This is a genomic window from Klebsiella sp. G-Nf4, assembly GCF_002810615.1.
GTDB classification, from domain to species: Bacteria; Pseudomonadota; Gammaproteobacteria; order Enterobacterales; family Enterobacteriaceae; genus Klebsiella; species Klebsiella variicola.
In genome coordinates, this window is sequence record NZ_PION01000018.1 from 68,516 (window position 1) to 84,494 (window position 15,979).

Consider the following 15,979-nt stretch of genomic DNA (forward strand, 5'->3'; position numbering starts at 1 on the left):
GCGTTAGCCTTTTTTCGCCTTCGCCAGCATCGCTTTAATATTCGCGACGTTGGCCTGGCCTTTATGCATACGTTCTTCCGCAGAGATGACTTTTCGCTCCTGCTCCCATATCAGATCGTCCTGCGGGAGCTCGAGCAGGAAACGGCTTGGCTCCGGGCGCACCAGCTCACCATACTGCCGGCGTTCCTTGCACAACGTAAAGGTCAGCTCTTTTTGCGCACGGGTGATGCCGACGTAGGCTAACCGGCGCTCTTCATCGACGTTATCTTCATCGATGCTGCTCTGGTGCGGCAGCAATCCCTCTTCCATTCCCACCAGGTAAACATACGGGAACTCCAGCCCTTTTGAGGCATGGAGGGTCATCAGCTGCACCTGATCGAGCTCTTCATCCGATTCGCCGCGCTCCATCATGTCGCGCAGGGTAAAGCGGGTGACCACCTGCGTTAGGGTCATCGGCTCATCGATTTCGCTGCCTTCCAGCATCTCGGTCATCCAGGTAAACAGCTGGTTGACGTTTTTCATTCGCATTTCCGCGGCTTTCGGGCTGGGCGAGGTTTCATACAGCCAGGATTCGTAGTCGATCCCGCGAATCAAATCGCGCACGGCGGCAACGGGCTCGCGTTCGGTCAGCTGCTGAATTTCCCGCAGCCAGTGGGTAAAGCGCGTGAGGGATTCGTAGCCGCGCCCGGTCAGCGTCTGGCTTAACCCCATGTCAAAGCTGGCGGTGAATAAGCCTTTATTGCGGCTCATCGCCCACTCACCCAGCTTTTGCAATGTCGCCGGACCAATCTCGCGCTTCGGCGTATTAACGATGCGCAGGAAGGCGCTGTCGTCATCCGGATTGGTCAGTACGCGCAGATAGGCCAGCAGGTCTTTAATTTCCGGACGTGAGAAGAACGAGGTGCCGCCGGAGATTTTGTATGGAATGCGGTTCTGCATCAGCATCTTTTCAAAGACCCGCGACTGGTGGTTGCCGCGGTAAAGGATCGCGTAGTCTTTGTAGTTAGTTTTATTAATAAAGTGGTGGGCGATCAGTTCCCCGGCCACGCGCTCTGCTTCATGATCTTCATTGTTGGCGGAGAGTACTTTCAGCTCAGTACCGTAGCCAAGTTCTGAAAACAGCCGCTTTTCAAAGACGTGCGGATTATTAGCGATCAAAATGTTAGCGGCTTTCAGAATACGCCCGGAGGAGCGGTAGTTCTGTTCAAGCTTGATCACCTGCAGCGCCGGGAAATCCTGGCTGAGCAGCACCAGGTTCTGCGGTCGCGCGCCGCGCCACGAGTAGATCGACTGGTCATCGTCACCCACCACGGTAAAACGCGCGCGCTGTCCCACCAGTAGCTTCACCAGTTCATACTGGCTGGTGTTGGTATCCTGATACTCATCCACCAGCAGGTAACGGATCTTGTTCTGCCAGCGTTCGCGCACCTCTTCATTACGCTGCAGCAGCAGCGTCGGCAACAGGATCAGATCGTCAAAATCGAGGACGTTGCAGGCCTTCATATGGGCATCGTACAGCCCATAGCAGTGCGCGAAGATGCGGTCCCGTTCGCCTTTCGCGCCAGCCGCCGCCTGCGCCGGGGTTTTCAGATCGTTTTTCCAGTTGGAGATCGTCGAGATCAACTGCTGCAACACCACTTTGTCATCTTCGATCAACCCTTCGGTGAGCTCTTTCAGCAGCGCGACCTGGTCAGTATCATCGAACAAGGAAAAGTTAGATTTCATTCCCAGCGCGGCGTATTCACGTTTGATGATATCCAGGCCCAGGGTGTGGAAGGTGGAGATCATCAGCCCGCGCGCCTCTTTGCGCCCCAGCGTTTGCCCGACGCGCTCTTTCATTTCGCGCGCGGCCTTGTTGGTGAAGGTGACGGCCGCGATATGGCGCGCCTGATAACCGCAGCCGCGGATCAGGTGGGCGATTTTATTCGTAATAACGCGGGTCTTACCGGAACCGGCGCCCGCCAGCACCAGGCACGGTCCGGTAACGAATTCGACGGCTTGTTGTTGGCCAGGGTTTAAACGCATGGGAATATTGCTCAATCTTCGAACGGGGTGTGGATTGTAGCAGAAAGCGAGGCCGAGATTTACCGGCTGATGGTAAAGTGTCAGCCACGCAATTCATCCTGAGGATCTGGTAATGGCAAAAAGCGCAGCGGCCCTGCATATTCTGGTCAAAGAAGAAAAACTGGCGCATGAGATCCTCGCCAAACTGGAACGAGGCATCAGCTTCGATCATCTGGCGAAGCGTTACTCAAAGTGTCCGTCCGGACGTCATGGCGGTGATTTAGGCGAATTCCCGCAGGGGACGATGGTCGGCCCGTTTGATCAAGCCGTCTTCAGCTGTCCGCTGCTTAAACCCTATGGCCCGGTGAAAACCAAATTCGGCTACCATATCATCAAGGTGCTGTATCGCCGCTAGCGCGTGCTACTATGGCGCCCTGATTTATCCCAACTCACTCAAGGCGCAATCATGGCTAAAACCGCGGCAGCACTGCACATCCTGGTAAAAGAAGAGAAACTGGCGCTCGATCTGCTCGAGCAGCTCAAAAACGGCGCCGACTTCGGCAAGCTGGCAAAGAAACACTCCATTTGCCCGTCAGGCAAACGCGGCGGCGATCTGGGTGAGTTCCGCCAGGGCCAGATGGTACCGGCCTTCGATAAAGTGGTCTTCTCCTGCCCGGAACTGGAGCCAACCGGCCCGCTGCATACCCAGTTCGGCTACCACATCATCAAAGTGCTATACCGGAAATAATAAAAAACCCGGGGATCTTAATCTCCGGGTTTTTGCCTGATGGCGCTTCGCTTATCAGGCCGACTAAACAAATCCATTCCTCTATGGATTTCGGCTGGCCGGAAGGCGGCAAGGAAGTACATCCCCAGGAACATAGATTCCTATGTGACTGGGGTGTACGTACCGTAGCCAACGCATCGGCAAGTCGAAAGACGACGAGGAATTAGCCGGCTACCGCGATACGTTTCATATCAGTCATATAACCGCGCAGTTTCTTACCCACCTGCTCGATAGCGTGGCTGCGAATCGCTTCGTTCACGTCACGCAGCTGAGCGTTATCTACCGCGCCTTCAGCAATCGCTTTGCCCAGGTCGCCGGTCTGCAGGGTAGTCATAAACTCTTTCAGCAGCGGTACGCAAGCGTAAGAGAACAGGTAGTTACCGTACTCTGCGGTATCAGAGATAACCACGTTCATTTCATACAAACGCTTACGGGCGATAGTGTTCGCGATCAGCGGCAGCTCGTGCAGTGATTCATAGTAAGCGGACTCTTCGATGATGCCGGAATCAACCATGGTTTCGAACGCCAGCTCAACGCCCGCTTTCACCATCGCGATCATCAGAACGCCTTTATCGAAGTACTCCTGCTCGCCGATTTTGCCTTCATACTGCGGGGCGGTTTCGAAGGCGGTTTTGCCGGTCTCTTCACGCCAGGTCAGCAGTTTCTTATCATCGTTCGCCCAGTCCGCCATCATACCGGAGGAGAATTCGCCGGAGATGATGTCATCCATGTGTTTCTGGAACAGCGGCGCCATGATCTCTTTCAGCTGTTCGGACAGCGCATAAGCGCGCAGTTTCGCCGGATTAGACAGGCGATCCATCATCAGCGTGATGCCGCCTTGTTTCAGCGCTTCGGTGATGGTTTCCCAGCCGAACTGAATCAGTTTTTCCGCATACGCCGGGTCGGTACCTTCCGCCACCAGCTTGTCGAAGCACAGCAGCGAACCCGCCTGCAGCATGCCGCAGAGGATGGTCTGCTCACCCATCAGGTCAGATTTCACTTCCGCCACGAAGGAGGATTCCAGAACACCCGCGCGATGGCCGCCGGTCGCCGCTGCCCAGGCTTTGGCAATGGCCATGCCTTCGCCTTTCGGATCGTTTTCCGGGTGTACGGCGATAAGCGTCGGCACGCCGAAACCGCGTTTGTACTCTTCACGAACTTCGGTACCCGGGCACTTCGGCGCCACCATCACCACGGTGATGTCTTTGCGGATCTGCTCGCCCACTTCAACGATGTTGAAGCCGTGGGAGTAACCCAGCGCCGCGCCGTCTTTCATCAGCGGCTGTACGGAACGCACAACGTCAGAGTGCTGTTTGTCCGGCGTCAGGTTAACTACCAGGTCGGCCTGCGGGATCAGCTCTTCATAGGTACCGACTTTGAAGCCGTTTTCGGTCGCTTTACGCCAGGAAGCGCGCTTCTCGGCAATCGCTTCTTTACGCAACGCATAGGAGATATCCAGGCCGGAATCACGCATGTTCAGACCCTGGTTCAGGCCCTGCGCGCCACAGCCGACGATGACTACTTTTTTACCCTGAAGATAGCTTGCGCCATCGGCAAATTCATCGCGCCCCATAAAGCGGCATTTGCCCAGCTGTGCCAGCTGCTGGCGCAGATTCAGTGTGTTGAAGTAGTTAGCCATGGTGATACCTCGTGATGTTGTGTTGTCGTGCTTATTGTTCGGTTCGCTTTTGCGAGAATGAACTTACTATATGACAGGAATTTTATTGCGGAAATTGATATATTCACAACGTCACGTTGCAATTTATGAAATACAAAATCGGGGAGTACGCGCCGTGGATTTACGCGATCTGAAAACCTTTCTGCATCTGGCGGAAAGCCGCCATTTTGGCCGCAGCGCGCGGGCCATGCACGTCAGCCCTTCGACACTTTCGCGCCAAATTCAACGCCTGGAAGAGGACCTCGGCCAGCCGCTGTTCGTGCGTGATAATCGCACGGTGAAGCTCACCGAAGCCGGGGAAGAGCTACGCACCTTTGCCCAGCAGACCTTACTGCAGTATCAGCAGCTTCGCCACGCCATCGATCAGCAGGGACCTTCGCTCTCCGGTGAGCTGCATATCTTCTGCTCTGTCACCGCCGCTTATAGTCATCTGCCGCCGATCCTCGATCGCTTTCGCGCTGCGCATCCTTCGGTGGAGATCAAGCTCTCGACCGGCGACGCCGCTGATGCCATGGAGAAGGTCGTCACCGGCGAAGCCGACCTGGCGATTGCCGGTAAACCAGAGACCCTGCCGGGATCGGTGGCGTTTTCGATGCTGGAGAACCTCGCCGTGGTGTTAATTGCCCCGGCCCTTCCCTGCCCGGTGCGTAACCAGGTGACCGTTGAGCGTCCGGACTGGTCGACAGTGCCGTTTATCATGGCTGACCAGGGGCCGGTACGTCGGCGCATCGAGCTGTGGTTTCGACGGCATAAAATCAGCAACCCGTCGATCTACGCCACCGTCGGGGGCCACGAAGCGATGGTGTCGATGGTCGCCCTCGGCTGCGGCGTGGCGCTGCTACCGGAGGTGGTACTGGAAAACAGCCCGGAACCAGTACGCAACCGGGTGATGATTCTGGAGCGCAGCGATGAGCAAACCCCGTTTGAGCTGGGCGTTTGCGCACAAAAAAAGCGGCTGCATGAGCCGCTTATTGATGCTTTCTGGAAAATCCTGCCTAACCACTAGCCCGCGAGAAAAAAGCGGAATGCCGGGTTATGGGTTTCGTCGTGGCACTCATAGCCCAGCTCGTTAAGACGGGTTTCAAAGTCCGGCTCGTGCTCGCCCAGCTCGAAGGCCGCTAACACCCGACCATAGTCGGTGCCGTGGCTACGGTAGTGGAACAGCGAAATATTCCAGTGGGTGCCAAGGGTGTGCAGGAACTTCAGCAGCGCCCCCGGCGATTCAGGGAACTCGAAGCTGAACAGACGTTCCTGCAGCGCTTTTGACGGCCGGCCGCCGACCATATAGCGCACATGGAGCTTGGCCATTTCGTCATCGGAAAGGTCAACGACGCTGTACCCGCCGTCGTTCAGTAACTGGAGGATCTCTTTCCGCTCCTCCAGCCCGCGACTCAGGCGTACCCCGACAAAAATGCAGGCGTCTTTGGCATCGGCAAAGCGGTAGTTGAACTCCGTCACCGAGCGCCCGCCCAGCAGCTGGCAAAACTTCAGAAAGCTGCCCTTCTCTTCCGGGATCGTCACCGCCAGCAGCGCTTCGCGTTGTTCCCCGAGCTCGCAGCGCTCAGACACGTAGCGCAGGCCGTGGAAGTTAACGTTGGCACCGGACAGGATATGAGCCAGTCGCTCGCCGCGAATATTGTGCTGGGCGACATATTTCTTCATCCCCGCCAGCGCCAGCGCGCCGGAAGGCTCCGCCACCGCCCGCACATCTTCGAACAGATCTTTCATCGCCGCGCAAATAGCGTCGCTGTCGACGGTGATGATGTCGTCCAGATACTCCTGGCACAAACGGAAGGTTTCATCGCCGATGCGTTTGACCGCCACGCCTTCAGCAAACAAACCGACGCGCGGCAGATCCACCGGATGACCGGCATCCAGCGCCGCTTTCAGACATGCCGAGTCTTCCGCTTCTACCGCTATCACTTTAATCTGCGGCATCAGCTGCTTGATCAGCACCGCCACGCCCGCCGCCAGACCGCCGCCGCCCACCGGAACGAACACACGATCGATGTGAGCATCCTGCTGCAGCAGCTCCAGCGCCAAGGTTCCCTGACCGGCGATCACCATCGGGTGATCGAACGGCGGCACCCAGGTAAAGCCCTGCTGCTGCGCCAGCTCAATCGCTCTCGCCTTCGCTTCGTCAAAGTTGGCGCCATGCAGCAGCACTTCGCCGCCAAAGCCGCGAACGGCATCGACTTTGATATCCGCGGTTGCCACCGGCATCACGATCAGCGCCTTAACCCCAAGCCGGGAGGCTGAGAATGCCACTCCCTGCGCATGGTTGCCTGCCGATGCCGTGATCACCCCATTCGATTTCTGTTCCGCCGTCAGGCTGGACATCATCGCGTAGGCGCCCCGCAGCTTAAAGCTGTGTACCGGCTGGCGATCTTCGCGTTTGACCAGAATAACGTTATCCAGTCGCGAAGAGAGCTTGTCCATTTTTTGCAGCGGCGTTTTCTGCACCGCTTCATAAACCGGCGCGCGCAGCACTGCTCTCAGGTATTCGGCGCCCTCAGGGGCACCGGACAGGGGTTGTGAGTCCGCCATAATTAGCCACCCAGTTTTGATTTATCGCGCACCGCGCCTTTGTCGGCGCTGGTCGCGAGGCTGGCATAAGCGCGCAGCGCAAAGGAGACCTGGCGCTCGCGGTCTTTCGGCGTCCACGCCTTATCGCCACGCGCTTCCTGCGCTTCGCGACGGGCGGCGATTTCTGCATCGCTCAGCTGCAGCTGGATACCGCGGTTCGGGATATCGATAGCAATCATGTCGCCATCTTCGATGATCGCAATGTTGCCGCCGCTCGCCGCTTCCGGCGATACGTGGCCAATGGAAAGCCCGGAGGTGCCGCCGGAGAAACGACCATCGGTGATCAGCGCACACGCTTTACCAAGCCCCATAGACTTCAGGAAGGTGGTCGGATAGAGCATCTCCTGCATCCCCGGCCCGCCTTTCGGCCCTTCATAGCGGATAACCACGACGTCGCCTGCCACCACTTTACCACCGAGGATGGCATCAACCGCTTCGTCCTGGCTTTCATAAACTTTCGCCGGGCCGGTAAATTTCAGGATGCTATCGTCCACGCCAGCGGTTTTCACGATACAGCCATTTTCGGCAAAGTTACCGTACAGCACTGCCAGTCCGCCGTCTTTACTGTAGGCATGTTCCAGAGAACGGATACATCCCTCGGCGCGATCGTCATCCAGCGTATCCCAGCGGCAATCCTGCGAGAACGCCTGGGTGGTACGGATCCCCGCCGGGCCGGCGCGGAACATTTTTTTGACCGCGTCGTCCTGGGTCAGCATCACATCGTACTGTTCCAGGGTCTGCGGCAGCGTCAGGCCAAGGACGTTTTTGACATCGCGGTTGAGTAAACCGGCGCGGTCCAGTTCGCCCAGAATGCCCAGCACGCCACCAGCGCGGTGCACGTCTTCCATGTGGTATTTCTGTGTACTCGGCGCCACTTTACACAACTGCGGAACCTTGCGGGAGAGCTTATCGATATCGCTCATGGTGAAGTCGATTTCGGCTTCCTGCGCCGCCGCCAGCAGGTGCAGAACGGTGTTGGTTGAACCGCCCATCGCGATATCGAGGGTCATGGCGTTTTCAAATGCTGCCTTGCTGGCGATATTGCGCGGCAAGGCGGAAGCATCATCCTGCTCGTAGTAGCGTTTGGTCAGCTCTACGATACGTTTACCGGCGTTCAGGAACAGCTCCTTACGATCGGCGTGGGTCGCCAGCAGAGAGCCGTTACCCGGCTGTGACAGGCCCAGCGCTTCGGTCAGGCAGTTCATGGAGTTCGCTGTGAACATCCCGGAACAGGAGCCGCAGGTCGGACAAGCGGAACGTTCCACCTGGTTACTCTGTTCGTCGGACACTTTCGGATCCGCCCCCTGGATCATCGCATCCACCAGGTCGAGCTTGATGATTTTATCTGACAGCTTGGTCTTCCCGGCTTCCATTGGGCCACCGGAAACAAAGATCACCGGAATGTTCAGGCGCAGAGAGGCCATCAGCATCCCCGGGGTGATTTTGTCGCAGTTGGAGATACAGACCATGGCATCGGCGCAGTGGGCATTAACCATGTACTCGACCGAGTCGGCGATCAGCTCACGGGATGGCAGTGAATAGAGCATACCCCCGTGGCCCATGGCGATGCCATCATCCACCGCGATGGTGTTAAATTCTTTGGCGACACCGCCTGCCGCTTCAATCTGCTCGGCAACCAGTTTGCCGAGATCGCGCAGGTGCACGTGCCCGGGGACAAACTGGGTAAAGGAGTTGACGACGGCGATAATCGGTTTGCCGAAATCGGCATCGGTCATTCCGGTTGCGCGCCACAACGCGCGGGCGCCCGCCATGTTGCGGCCATGTGTGGTGGTGGCGGAACGGTACTTAGGCATGCTCTTTTTACTCCCATCTCTGTTTATTAAATGGGACGGTGCGTGCCGTCCCATTTTTAATTACTTACTTACCGGATCCAACCAGCCCCATTTATCTTCTGTTTCACCGGTGAAGAGGCCAAAGAAGGCTTCCTGAATGCGTTTGGTCACCGGCCCGCGGCGGCCTGCGCCAACCTGGATACCGTCAACACTGCGTACCGGGGTGATTTCCGCCGCGGTGCCGGACATGAAGACTTCATCTGCCAGGTACAGCGATTCACGGGACAGCACCTGCTCGCGCACTTCGATGCCGAGCTCTTTCGCCAGCTTGATGATCGCGTCGCGGGTAATGCCCGGTAGCGCGGAAGAGGTAAACGGCGGAGTAAACAGCACGCCATCTTTTACCTCAAACAGGTTTTCGCCTGCACCTTCAGAGATATAGCCGTTAACATCCAGCGCGATACCTTCCTGATAACCGTGACGACGCGCTTCACTGCCGACCAGCAGAGAGGAGAGATAGTTGCCGCCCGCTTTCGCCGCGGTTGGGATGGTGTTCGGCGCCGCGCGGTTCCAGGAAGAAACCATCGCATCGATCCCCTGCTCCAGCGCTTCTGCGCCGAGGTAGGCTCCCCACGGGAACGCCGCGATGATAACGTCGGTTTTGTAACCGTCCGGCGGGTTAACGCCCATGCCAACATCGCCAACAAACACCAGCGGACGAATATAAGCGCTGGTCAGTTTATTGGTACGGATAACTTCGCGGCAGGCTTCCATCAGCTCATCAACACTCTGCGAGACCGGGAAACGATAAATTTTGGCTGAGTCATGCAGACGCTGCATATGTTCGCGATGACGGAACACCACCGGGCCTTTGTGCGAGTCGTAGCAGCGGATGCCTTCGAATACCGAAGTACCGTAGTGCAACGCATGGGACATGACGTGCACTTTCGCCTCGCCCCATGGGGTCATCTCGCCATTGAACCAAATGTAATCAGCTTTCTTCGTCGTCATTTTTTTTATTCCTCTGCGCTCAGGCGCGGATTTGTTGTGATGTGGGTTGCTGGATCTCGACGCAGGCAACGTCGACCAGTTTACTTAATTGGCTAAACAGTAATTCGACGGGCCGCGGGCTGGCAACGGTCAATTCGATATTTATATTTTGCGCATCTGGCGCGGTTTCCATGTTCATTGAGCAGATTTGAAAACCACGGTGGCGGACAACGCGCAGCACGCGCTCTAAGGTTTCCGGATTGAAACGCGCCTGCAAAGCGACCTGATGTTGCTTCATGATAATTTCTCCAGCATTTCTGCATTACTGGCGCCGGGCGGCACCAACGGCCAGACATTCTCAAGTTCGTCGATTGAGACATGAAGCAGGTATGGCCCCTGGCTCGAAAGCATGGTGTCGAGTGCCGCTTCAACCTGGTCTTTACGGGTGATGTGTTGGCCAGGAATACCGAAGGCGCTGGCCAGCGTGAGGAAATCAGGATTATCAGTCAGAGTGGTTTCGCTATAACGTTCCTGGAAAAACAGCTGCTGCCATTGTCGAACCATCCCTAACCGCTGGTTGTCGAGTAACACGATCTTCAACGGTAACTGCTTGCGTTTGACGGTGCCCAGCTCCTGCACGTTCATCATGAAGGAACCGTCACCGGAGATACAGATTACCGTATCGTCCGGGCGCGCCACCTGGGCGCCAACAGCGGCCGGCAGGCCAAAGCCCATCGTGCCTAAGCCGCTGGAGGTGATAAAGTTTTCCGGACGGGTATAGGTCATATGTTGAGCCGACCACATCTGGTGCTGGCCTACGTCGGTTGTCACAACGCTGTCCGCCGGCTTACGGTCGGAAAGCTGCTTCAGCAGCAGCGGCGCGTAGATCGCCTCGCCGGGATGATCGTAACGCCAGGCGTGCTCGGTACGCAGTGCGGCATTATGCTCGCGCCAGGCATCGATAGCTAACGGCTGCTGCAGCGCCGGCAGCAAGCGGTTCAAATCGCCGGTCAGACCGATGTGCGCCTGACGCAGCTTGTTCAGTTCCGCCGGATCGATGTCCATGTGGATCACTTTGGCATGCGGAGCGAAGGTATTGAGCTTACCGGTCACACGATCGTCAAAGCGCGCGCCGACAGCGATTAGCAGATCGCACTCCTGTACCGCCAGGTTGGCCGCCTTAGTGCCGTGCATGCCCAGCATACCGAGATAATACGGATAATCTGCGGCCACCACGCCCAACCCTTTCAGCGTGCAGGTTGCCGGCATTCGGGTCACCGCCAGGAATTCACGCAAAGCCGGTACCGCCTGCGCCATACCCACCCCACCGCCAACATACAGCATCGGTTTCTGTGACTGAGCCAGCATCTGCAGAGCCTGAGCAACCTCCGCCTGCGGGAACGCCATCTCATCGTCAACGGTAGAGAAATGAGGATCAAGCTCGCCCTGCGCCATCTGAATATCCTTAGGGATATCAACCAGCACCGGGCCCGGACGGCCTGAGTTTGCCACCTGGAAAGCTTCAGCGATAACCCGCGGCAGCTCATCCAGAGACTGCACGAGGAAACTGTGCTTAGTACAGGCCAGTGACAAACCGAGAACGTCTACTTCCTGGAACGCATCCGTGCCGATGAAGGGAGCGGCCACCTGGCCGGTGATAGCGACAATGGGGATGGAATCAAGCAGGGCGTCCGCCAGGCCAGTGATCAGGTTGGTCGCGCCCGGGCCGGACGTCGCTATGCACACCCCGGTTTTCCCGGTCGCTCGCGCATAGCCAATGGCCGCCATGGCTGCCCCTTGCTCATGCCGACACAGCAGGTGCTCCACGCCGCCGTCATACAGTGCATCGTAAACCGGCATAATTGCGCCACCCGGATAGCCAAAAACTGTGTCGACTCCCTGTGTCCGCAAAGCATGTACCACCCACTGCGCGCCATTCATAGTTAGTTCCCCGTCATAAATCGGGAGAAACAGAATTTTATGCTAAAAGTCATCATCTGCTCCTCGCTTAGGTTATTTCAGTTATAAAAAAACCCCCGGACCTTTCGGTGCGGGGGTCTTAGTTCGTTAAGGCTTGATTCTTAAGCCTTTCCTCGTCCAAGTGCAGCCCCGCACGGTGGGATAATAATCACCACCACGCTAATCACGACCAGGCTAATCACTCGTAGAAGGGCTGTCATTTTCTGTACTTTCTGGCTTCTTGTTCGAAGGAATACCTAAAGAGGTACCACAGACATCACATAAAACACAAGATTTTTTTATATTTTCGTTTCTGAGCAGCCTAACAGTTTCAGAAAAAATAATTGTTTTATATGAAGAAAATCAGAAATGAAAAAAATTCAGTTTTCTTTCACGCTGTACGCTCAGCGCCAATCTCTGTTTCGGATGCACCACGTTTTTCGATCACGTTTCCATTTTCGGCTAAATGTAACGAGATGGCGTGAAAATAATGGATCTCTGCTTCTAACTTCGTGTTATTGCCGCTGCCGTTTCACGGCAGGCTCGTCATAATCCGTCTCTGTCCAGGAGGTTTTATGTCGCTCGCCATCGTTTATACACGCGCGGCGCTCGGTATCGAAGCGCCATTGATTACTATCGAGGTTCATCTCAGCAGCGGTCTGCCTGGCTTGACCATGGTCGGGCTACCGGAGACCACCGTGAAAGAGGCCCGCGACCGGGTACGCAGCGCCTTGATCAACAGCGGCTACGCTTTCCCTGCGAAGAAAATAACCATTAACCTGGCACCCGCGGATCTGCCTAAAGAGGGTGGACGATACGACCTTCCCATCGCTCTCGCGCTTCTCGTCGCCTCAGAGCAGCTCAACACAACCCGATTGAATCAATATGAGTTTGTGGGCGAACTCGCCCTTACAGGCGGCTTACGCGGCGTTCCTGGGGCGATCCCCAGCGCAATGGAAGCCATTAAAGCCGGCCGGCGCATTGTCGTCTCCTCTGACAATGCGGCTGAGGTGGGTCTGCTCGGCGGCAGCGATTGCCTGGTCGCCGACCATCTGCAGCAGGTGTGCGCGTTTCTCGCGGGGCAAGCATCGCTTTCACCGCCTCTCGCCGAAGTGCCCGCCGTTGATGAACGCTGCGAAGATCTGCGAGATGTTATCGGCCAGCAACAGGGCAAACGGGCGCTGGAGATTGTGGCGGCCGGTGGCCACAATCTGCTCCTGATTGGCCCACCAGGCACCGGCAAAACCATGCTTGCCAGCCGGCTCCCCGGCCTTTTGCCGCCATTAAGCAATCAGGAAGCGCTGGAGAGCACGGCCATTCAAAGTCTGGTCAACCCCCACACCGCAAAGACCCGGTGGCGTCAGAGGCCGTTCCGCGCCCCTCACCATAGCGCCTCGCTGGCAGCGATGGTGGGCGGGGGCTCAATACCCGCCCCTGGCGAGATTTCACTGGCCCATAATGGCGTGCTATTTCTTGATGAGCTACCGGAGTTTGAGCGGCGGGTGCTGGATGCGCTACGTGAGCCCATTGAGTCAGGCAAGATCCACATATCACGATCGCGCGCCAAAATTGACTATCCGGCGCGCTTTCAGCTTATCGCAGCAATGAACCCAAGCCCGACCGGGCATTATCAGGGTAAACATAATCGCGCGTCGCCTGAGCAGACATTGCGCTACCTTGGGCGCCTGTCTGGCCCTTTTCTCGACCGTTTCGATCTCTCCTTAGAGATCCCGCTGCCACCGCCGGGGATACTGAGCCAGGGCATACGAGGTGAAGAATCGAGTGCGACAGTCCGTCAGCGTGTGCTGGCGGCGCGTGAACGTCAAATGCTCAGGCAAAATAAGCTGAATGCGCATCTTGAGAATCGTGAAATGAAGAGCTGCTGCCACTTGCGGCAGGATGATGCTGTCTGGCTGGAACAGACGCTAACTCACCTGGGGCTTTCTATACGGGCCTGGCAGCGTCTGTTAAAAGTGGCAAGAACCATTGCCGATCTGGCAGAGGCTGAAGAGATTGAACGCCACCATTTGCAGGAGGCGCTTAGCTATCGGGCAATAGATCGGATGCTTAGCCATCTGCAGAAAATGATGGCGTAAAAAAAGGGCTTACGCCCTTTTCTTAGTCATCGCTTTCGGTGTAATCGTCAGCGCCTTCCATCTGCGGTTTGCCGCCGGAAAGAGTATGGAAACGCTTCGGCCGCTTGATGCGTGCCATATACTTAATCCATACGCGTTCTGCTTCCGTTACCGGCTCACGTTCACCACGGCACACCGAGACAAATTGTTTTTCATCATCGGTAACAGGTTCGCGTTTACCCAGTTCCAGTTCATTAAAGGCATAACCATGACGTTCCAGCAGTTGCGCCTCTTTGATGGTGAAATCACCATGACGGGAGAACCCGCGTGGATAATTTTTATTGTCGAAAAAACGATTAGTCGTCGTAAAGCTTTCCGCCATCCTACACGCTCCTGATTCTTTGGCCGAGCTATTTATGGCGCGGAGTATTAGTTACGCTTGACAGAGCGTCAAACAAAACATTTAAATCATGACGACAAATAATTTTGTGGAGAACGGTGTGGATACGGAATTGCTCAAGACTTTCCTGGAAGTGAGCAGAACTCGTCACTTTGGGCGGGCAGCAGAGGCACTTTACCTGACGCAGTCAGCGGTCAGCTTTCGTATTCGTCAGCTGGAGAATCAACTTGGCGTGAACCTGTTCACCCGCCATCGTAATAACATTCGTCTGACGACCGCCGGAGAAAAGCTCCTGCCCTACGCCGAAACGTTGATGAACACCTGGCAGGCCGCGCGCAAGGAGGTCGCTCACTCTTCGCGACATAACGAATTCTCCATCGGTGCCAGCGCGTCGCTGTGGGAATGTCTGCTGAACGGCTGGCTGGGGACTCTCTACAAAGATCCCTATAACCTGCAATTCGAGGCGCGGATCGCCCAACGTCAGTCATTAGTTAAACAGTTGCATGAACGCCAGCTCGATCTCCTGATCACAACTGAATCACCGAAGATGGATGAATTAAGCTGCCAGTTGCTGGGTAATTTCACCCTGGCGCTCTATTGTGCCGCACCAGGGAAAAATAAGAATGATTTGAACTACCTGCGTCTGGAATGGGGGCCGGATTTCCAGCAAAACGAAGTGGGGCTGATTGGTAGCGATGATGTGCCACTGTTGACAACGAGCTCCGCAGAACTGGCTTATCAGCAACTCAGTACCTTGAATGGCTGTAGCTGGTTACCCGTCAGTTGGGCGCAGCAGAAAAGCGGTCTACATACGGTGACCGATAGCGCGACACTCTCACGTCCTCTGTATGCCATTTGGCTACAAAATAGCGATAAACAAGCGCATATTCGCGAGATCCTGAAAAGCAGCATACTGGAATAAAGATCTGACTCCATGGATGGAGTGACCAAAGCGGGGGAAGGCAGAGGAATGGACGAAATGACAAACAAAAAAAATCCTTTGCCGAAGCAAAGGATTATATATGGCAGGGGCGGAGAGACTCGAACTCGCGACACCCGGTTTTGGAGACCGGTGCTCTACCAACTGAGCTACGCCCCTAAATCTTTCTCGCTATTAAGCCCGCTAACATAGCAGGCTTAATTTTAATAAGTGGCGGAACGGACGGGACTCGAACCCGCGACCCCCTGCGTGACAGGCAGGTATTCTAACCGACTGAACTACCGCTCCACCGAATTTCTTCGCTTTATTACCACCGGTTGTCACCCCGGCTTACTGCAATTTGATGCCTGGCAGTTCCCTACTCTCACATGGGGAGACCCCACACTACCATCGGCGCTACGGCGTTTCACTTCTGAGTTCGGCATGGGGTCAGGTGGGACCACCGCGCTAGTGCCGCCAGGCAAATTCTTTGTGCTCGTCCTGTGTCTTTTGCGCTCATACTGCGTTGGCTGCTCTCGCGAGTGTCAGTCACATACTTATGTATGCTCCTTCCATCGCCTCGTTTGCCGCCTTGTCTCAGCGCAAAATCCTTCGGACTCTGAATCAGAGCTGAAAATCTTCTCTCAATCCGCCAAAACACCTTCGGCGTTGTAAGGTTAAGCCTCACGGTTCATTAGTACCGGTTAGCTCAACGCATCGCTGCGCTTACACACCCGGCCTATCAACGTCGTCGTCTTCAACGTTCCTTCAGGAGACTTAAAGTCTCA

The 15,979-nt window shown here is 56.1% G+C and carries 15 protein-coding genes, 2 tRNA genes and 2 rRNA genes; 5 read left to right on the top strand and 14 right to left on the bottom strand.

The genetic code is table 11. The features are described 5' to 3' along the window. Window positions 1-3: 3 nt before the first annotated feature. Window positions 4-2,025, bottom strand: coding sequence for a DNA helicase Rep (rep, locus tag CWM57_RS25955; RefSeq protein WP_012543251.1), 2,022 nt, complete (start codon window positions 2,023-2,025; stop codon window positions 4-6). 112 nt (window positions 2,026-2,137) lie between these two features. Between rep and ppiC (CWM57_RS25960) the strand changes: the two genes are divergently transcribed. Both ppiC (CWM57_RS25960) and ppiC (CWM57_RS25965) read left to right on the top strand, forming a co-directional pair. Then, entirely contained in the window at window positions 2,138-2,419 is a 282-nt protein-coding gene (gene ppiC, locus CWM57_RS25960; protein ID WP_008807974.1) for a peptidylprolyl isomerase PpiC, read from the top strand. 51 nt (window positions 2,420-2,470) lie between these two features. After that, window positions 2,471-2,752: a peptidylprolyl isomerase PpiC gene (ppiC, locus tag CWM57_RS25965; protein ID WP_002883180.1), complete on the top strand. Its 282-nt coding sequence runs from the start codon at window positions 2,471-2,473 to the stop codon at window positions 2,750-2,752. Between the two features lie 202 nt (window positions 2,753-2,954). On the opposite strand, the gene ilvC is transcribed toward ppiC (CWM57_RS25965), so the two are convergent. After that, a complete protein-coding gene (gene ilvC, locus CWM57_RS25970) occupies window positions 2,955-4,430 on the bottom strand; it encodes a ketol-acid reductoisomerase (RefSeq protein ID WP_008807976.1) in 1,476 nt (491 codons plus the stop codon). Window positions 4,431-4,584: 154 nt separating this feature from the next. Between ilvC and ilvY the strand changes: the two genes are divergently transcribed. Next, a complete protein-coding gene (ilvY, locus tag CWM57_RS25975) occupies window positions 4,585-5,475 on the top strand; it encodes an HTH-type transcriptional activator IlvY (protein WP_100676578.1) in 891 nt (296 codons plus the stop codon). On the opposite strand, the gene ilvA is transcribed toward ilvY, so the two are convergent. The 7 genes from ilvA to ilvL all read right to left on the bottom strand — a co-directional run bounded on the left by ilvA (window position 5,472) and on the right by ilvL (window position 12,018). Then, entirely contained in the window at window positions 5,472-7,016 is a 1,545-nt protein-coding gene (gene ilvA, locus CWM57_RS25980; RefSeq protein ID WP_061156215.1) for a threonine ammonia-lyase, biosynthetic, read from the bottom strand. The two genes, ilvY and ilvA, sit on opposite strands and share 4 nt — an antisense overlap. Before the next feature lie 2 nt (window positions 7,017-7,018). Continuing rightward, window positions 7,019-8,869, bottom strand: coding sequence for a dihydroxy-acid dehydratase (ilvD, locus tag CWM57_RS25985; protein ID WP_061156216.1), 1,851 nt, complete (start codon window positions 8,867-8,869; stop codon window positions 7,019-7,021). Between the two features lie 60 nt (window positions 8,870-8,929). Further along, complete coding sequence (locus CWM57_RS25990; RefSeq protein ID WP_049163149.1) at window positions 8,930-9,859, bottom strand: branched-chain amino acid transaminase; 930 nt, start codon at window positions 9,857-9,859, stop codon at window positions 8,930-8,932. A gap of 19 nt (window positions 9,860-9,878) precedes the next feature. Next, the gene (ilvM, locus tag CWM57_RS25995) at window positions 9,879-10,136 is read right to left on the bottom strand and encodes an acetolactate synthase 2 small subunit (RefSeq protein WP_032736936.1); all 258 of its coding nucleotides are present in this window, start codon (window positions 10,134-10,136) and stop codon (window positions 9,879-9,881) included. Beyond that, window positions 10,133-11,779, bottom strand: a complete 1,647-nt coding sequence (gene ilvG / locus CWM57_RS26000; protein ID WP_008807982.1) for an acetolactate synthase 2 catalytic subunit — start codon at window positions 11,777-11,779, stop codon at window positions 10,133-10,135. The genes ilvM and ilvG overlap by 4 nt, the downstream gene beginning before the upstream one ends. 2 nt (window positions 11,780-11,781) lie before the next feature. Then, complete coding sequence (ilvX, locus tag CWM57_RS28495) at window positions 11,782-11,835, bottom strand: peptide IlvX (RefSeq protein ID WP_201281575.1); 54 nt, start codon at window positions 11,833-11,835, stop codon at window positions 11,782-11,784. Window positions 11,836-11,919: 84 nt separating this feature from the next. Next, window positions 11,920-12,018: an ilv operon leader peptide gene (gene ilvL / locus CWM57_RS26005; RefSeq protein WP_001311244.1), complete on the bottom strand. Its 99-nt coding sequence runs from the start codon at window positions 12,016-12,018 to the stop codon at window positions 11,920-11,922. Between the two features lie 354 nt (window positions 12,019-12,372). Between ilvL and CWM57_RS26010 the strand changes: the two genes are divergently transcribed. Beyond that, window positions 12,373-13,893, top strand: a complete 1,521-nt coding sequence (locus CWM57_RS26010) for a YifB family Mg chelatase-like AAA ATPase (RefSeq protein ID WP_100676580.1) — start codon at window positions 12,373-12,375, stop codon at window positions 13,891-13,893. A 22-nt stretch (window positions 13,894-13,915) separates the two neighbouring features. On the opposite strand, the gene CWM57_RS26015 is transcribed toward CWM57_RS26010, so the two are convergent. Then, window positions 13,916-14,254 carry a DUF413 domain-containing protein gene (locus CWM57_RS26015; RefSeq protein ID WP_004886877.1) on the bottom strand — a complete coding sequence of 113 codons (339 nt, stop codon included), beginning with the start codon at window positions 14,252-14,254 and terminating at the stop codon, window positions 13,916-13,918. A gap of 118 nt (window positions 14,255-14,372) precedes the next feature. On the opposite strand from CWM57_RS26015, the gene hdfR reads away from it, so the two are divergent. Beyond that, complete coding sequence (gene hdfR / locus CWM57_RS26020; RefSeq protein ID WP_074387424.1) at window positions 14,373-15,194, top strand: HTH-type transcriptional regulator HdfR; 822 nt, start codon at window positions 14,373-14,375, stop codon at window positions 15,192-15,194. A gap of 101 nt (window positions 15,195-15,295) precedes the next feature. Here the strand turns inward: hdfR and CWM57_RS26025 are convergent. From CWM57_RS26025 to CWM57_RS26040, 4 genes are all read right to left on the bottom strand, one after another. Then, window positions 15,296-15,371: transfer RNA gene (locus CWM57_RS26025), tRNA-Trp, on the bottom strand. A gap of 52 nt (window positions 15,372-15,423) precedes the next feature. Further along, window positions 15,424-15,500: transfer RNA gene (locus tag CWM57_RS26030), tRNA-Asp, on the bottom strand. Between the two features lie 57 nt (window positions 15,501-15,557). Then, window positions 15,558-15,673, bottom strand: a 5S ribosomal RNA gene (gene rrf / locus CWM57_RS26035). A gap of 191 nt (window positions 15,674-15,864) precedes the next feature. After that, window positions 15,865-15,979, bottom strand: a 23S ribosomal RNA gene (locus CWM57_RS26040); the annotation flags it as partial.

Excerpts from the sequence above, each read along its gene's own strand:
- rep (WP_012543251.1), bottom strand. The coding sequence starts at position 2,025 with ATGCGTTTAAACCCTGGCCAACAACAAGCCGTCGAATTCGTTACCGGA.
- ppiC (WP_008807974.1), top strand. The coding sequence starts at position 2,138 with ATGGCAAAAAGCGCAGCGGCCCTGCATATTCTGGTCAAAGAAGAAAAA.
- ppiC (WP_002883180.1), top strand. The coding sequence starts at position 2,471 with ATGGCTAAAACCGCGGCAGCACTGCACATCCTGGTAAAAGAAGAGAAA.
- ilvC (WP_008807976.1), bottom strand. The coding sequence starts at position 4,430 with ATGGCTAACTACTTCAACACACTGAATCTGCGCCAGCAGCTGGCACAG.
- ilvA (WP_061156215.1), bottom strand. The coding sequence starts at position 7,016 with ATGGCGGACTCACAACCCCTGTCCGGTGCCCCTGAGGGCGCCGAATAC.
- ilvD (WP_061156216.1), bottom strand. The coding sequence starts at position 8,869 with ATGCCTAAGTACCGTTCCGCCACCACCACACATGGCCGCAACATGGCG.
- CWM57_RS25990 (WP_049163149.1), bottom strand. The coding sequence starts at position 9,859 with ATGACGACGAAGAAAGCTGATTACATTTGGTTCAATGGCGAGATGACC.
- ilvM (WP_032736936.1), bottom strand. The coding sequence starts at position 10,136 with ATGAAGCAACATCAGGTCGCTTTGCAGGCGCGTTTCAATCCGGAAACC.
- ilvG (WP_008807982.1), bottom strand. The coding sequence starts at position 11,779 with ATGAATGGCGCGCAGTGGGTGGTACATGCTTTGCGGACACAGGGAGTC.
- ilvL (WP_001311244.1), bottom strand. The coding sequence starts at position 12,018 with ATGACAGCCCTTCTACGAGTGATTAGCCTGGTCGTGATTAGCGTGGTG.
- CWM57_RS26010 (WP_100676580.1), top strand. The coding sequence starts at position 12,373 with ATGTCGCTCGCCATCGTTTATACACGCGCGGCGCTCGGTATCGAAGCG.
- CWM57_RS26015 (WP_004886877.1), bottom strand. The coding sequence starts at position 14,254 with ATGGCGGAAAGCTTTACGACGACTAATCGTTTTTTCGACAATAAAAAT.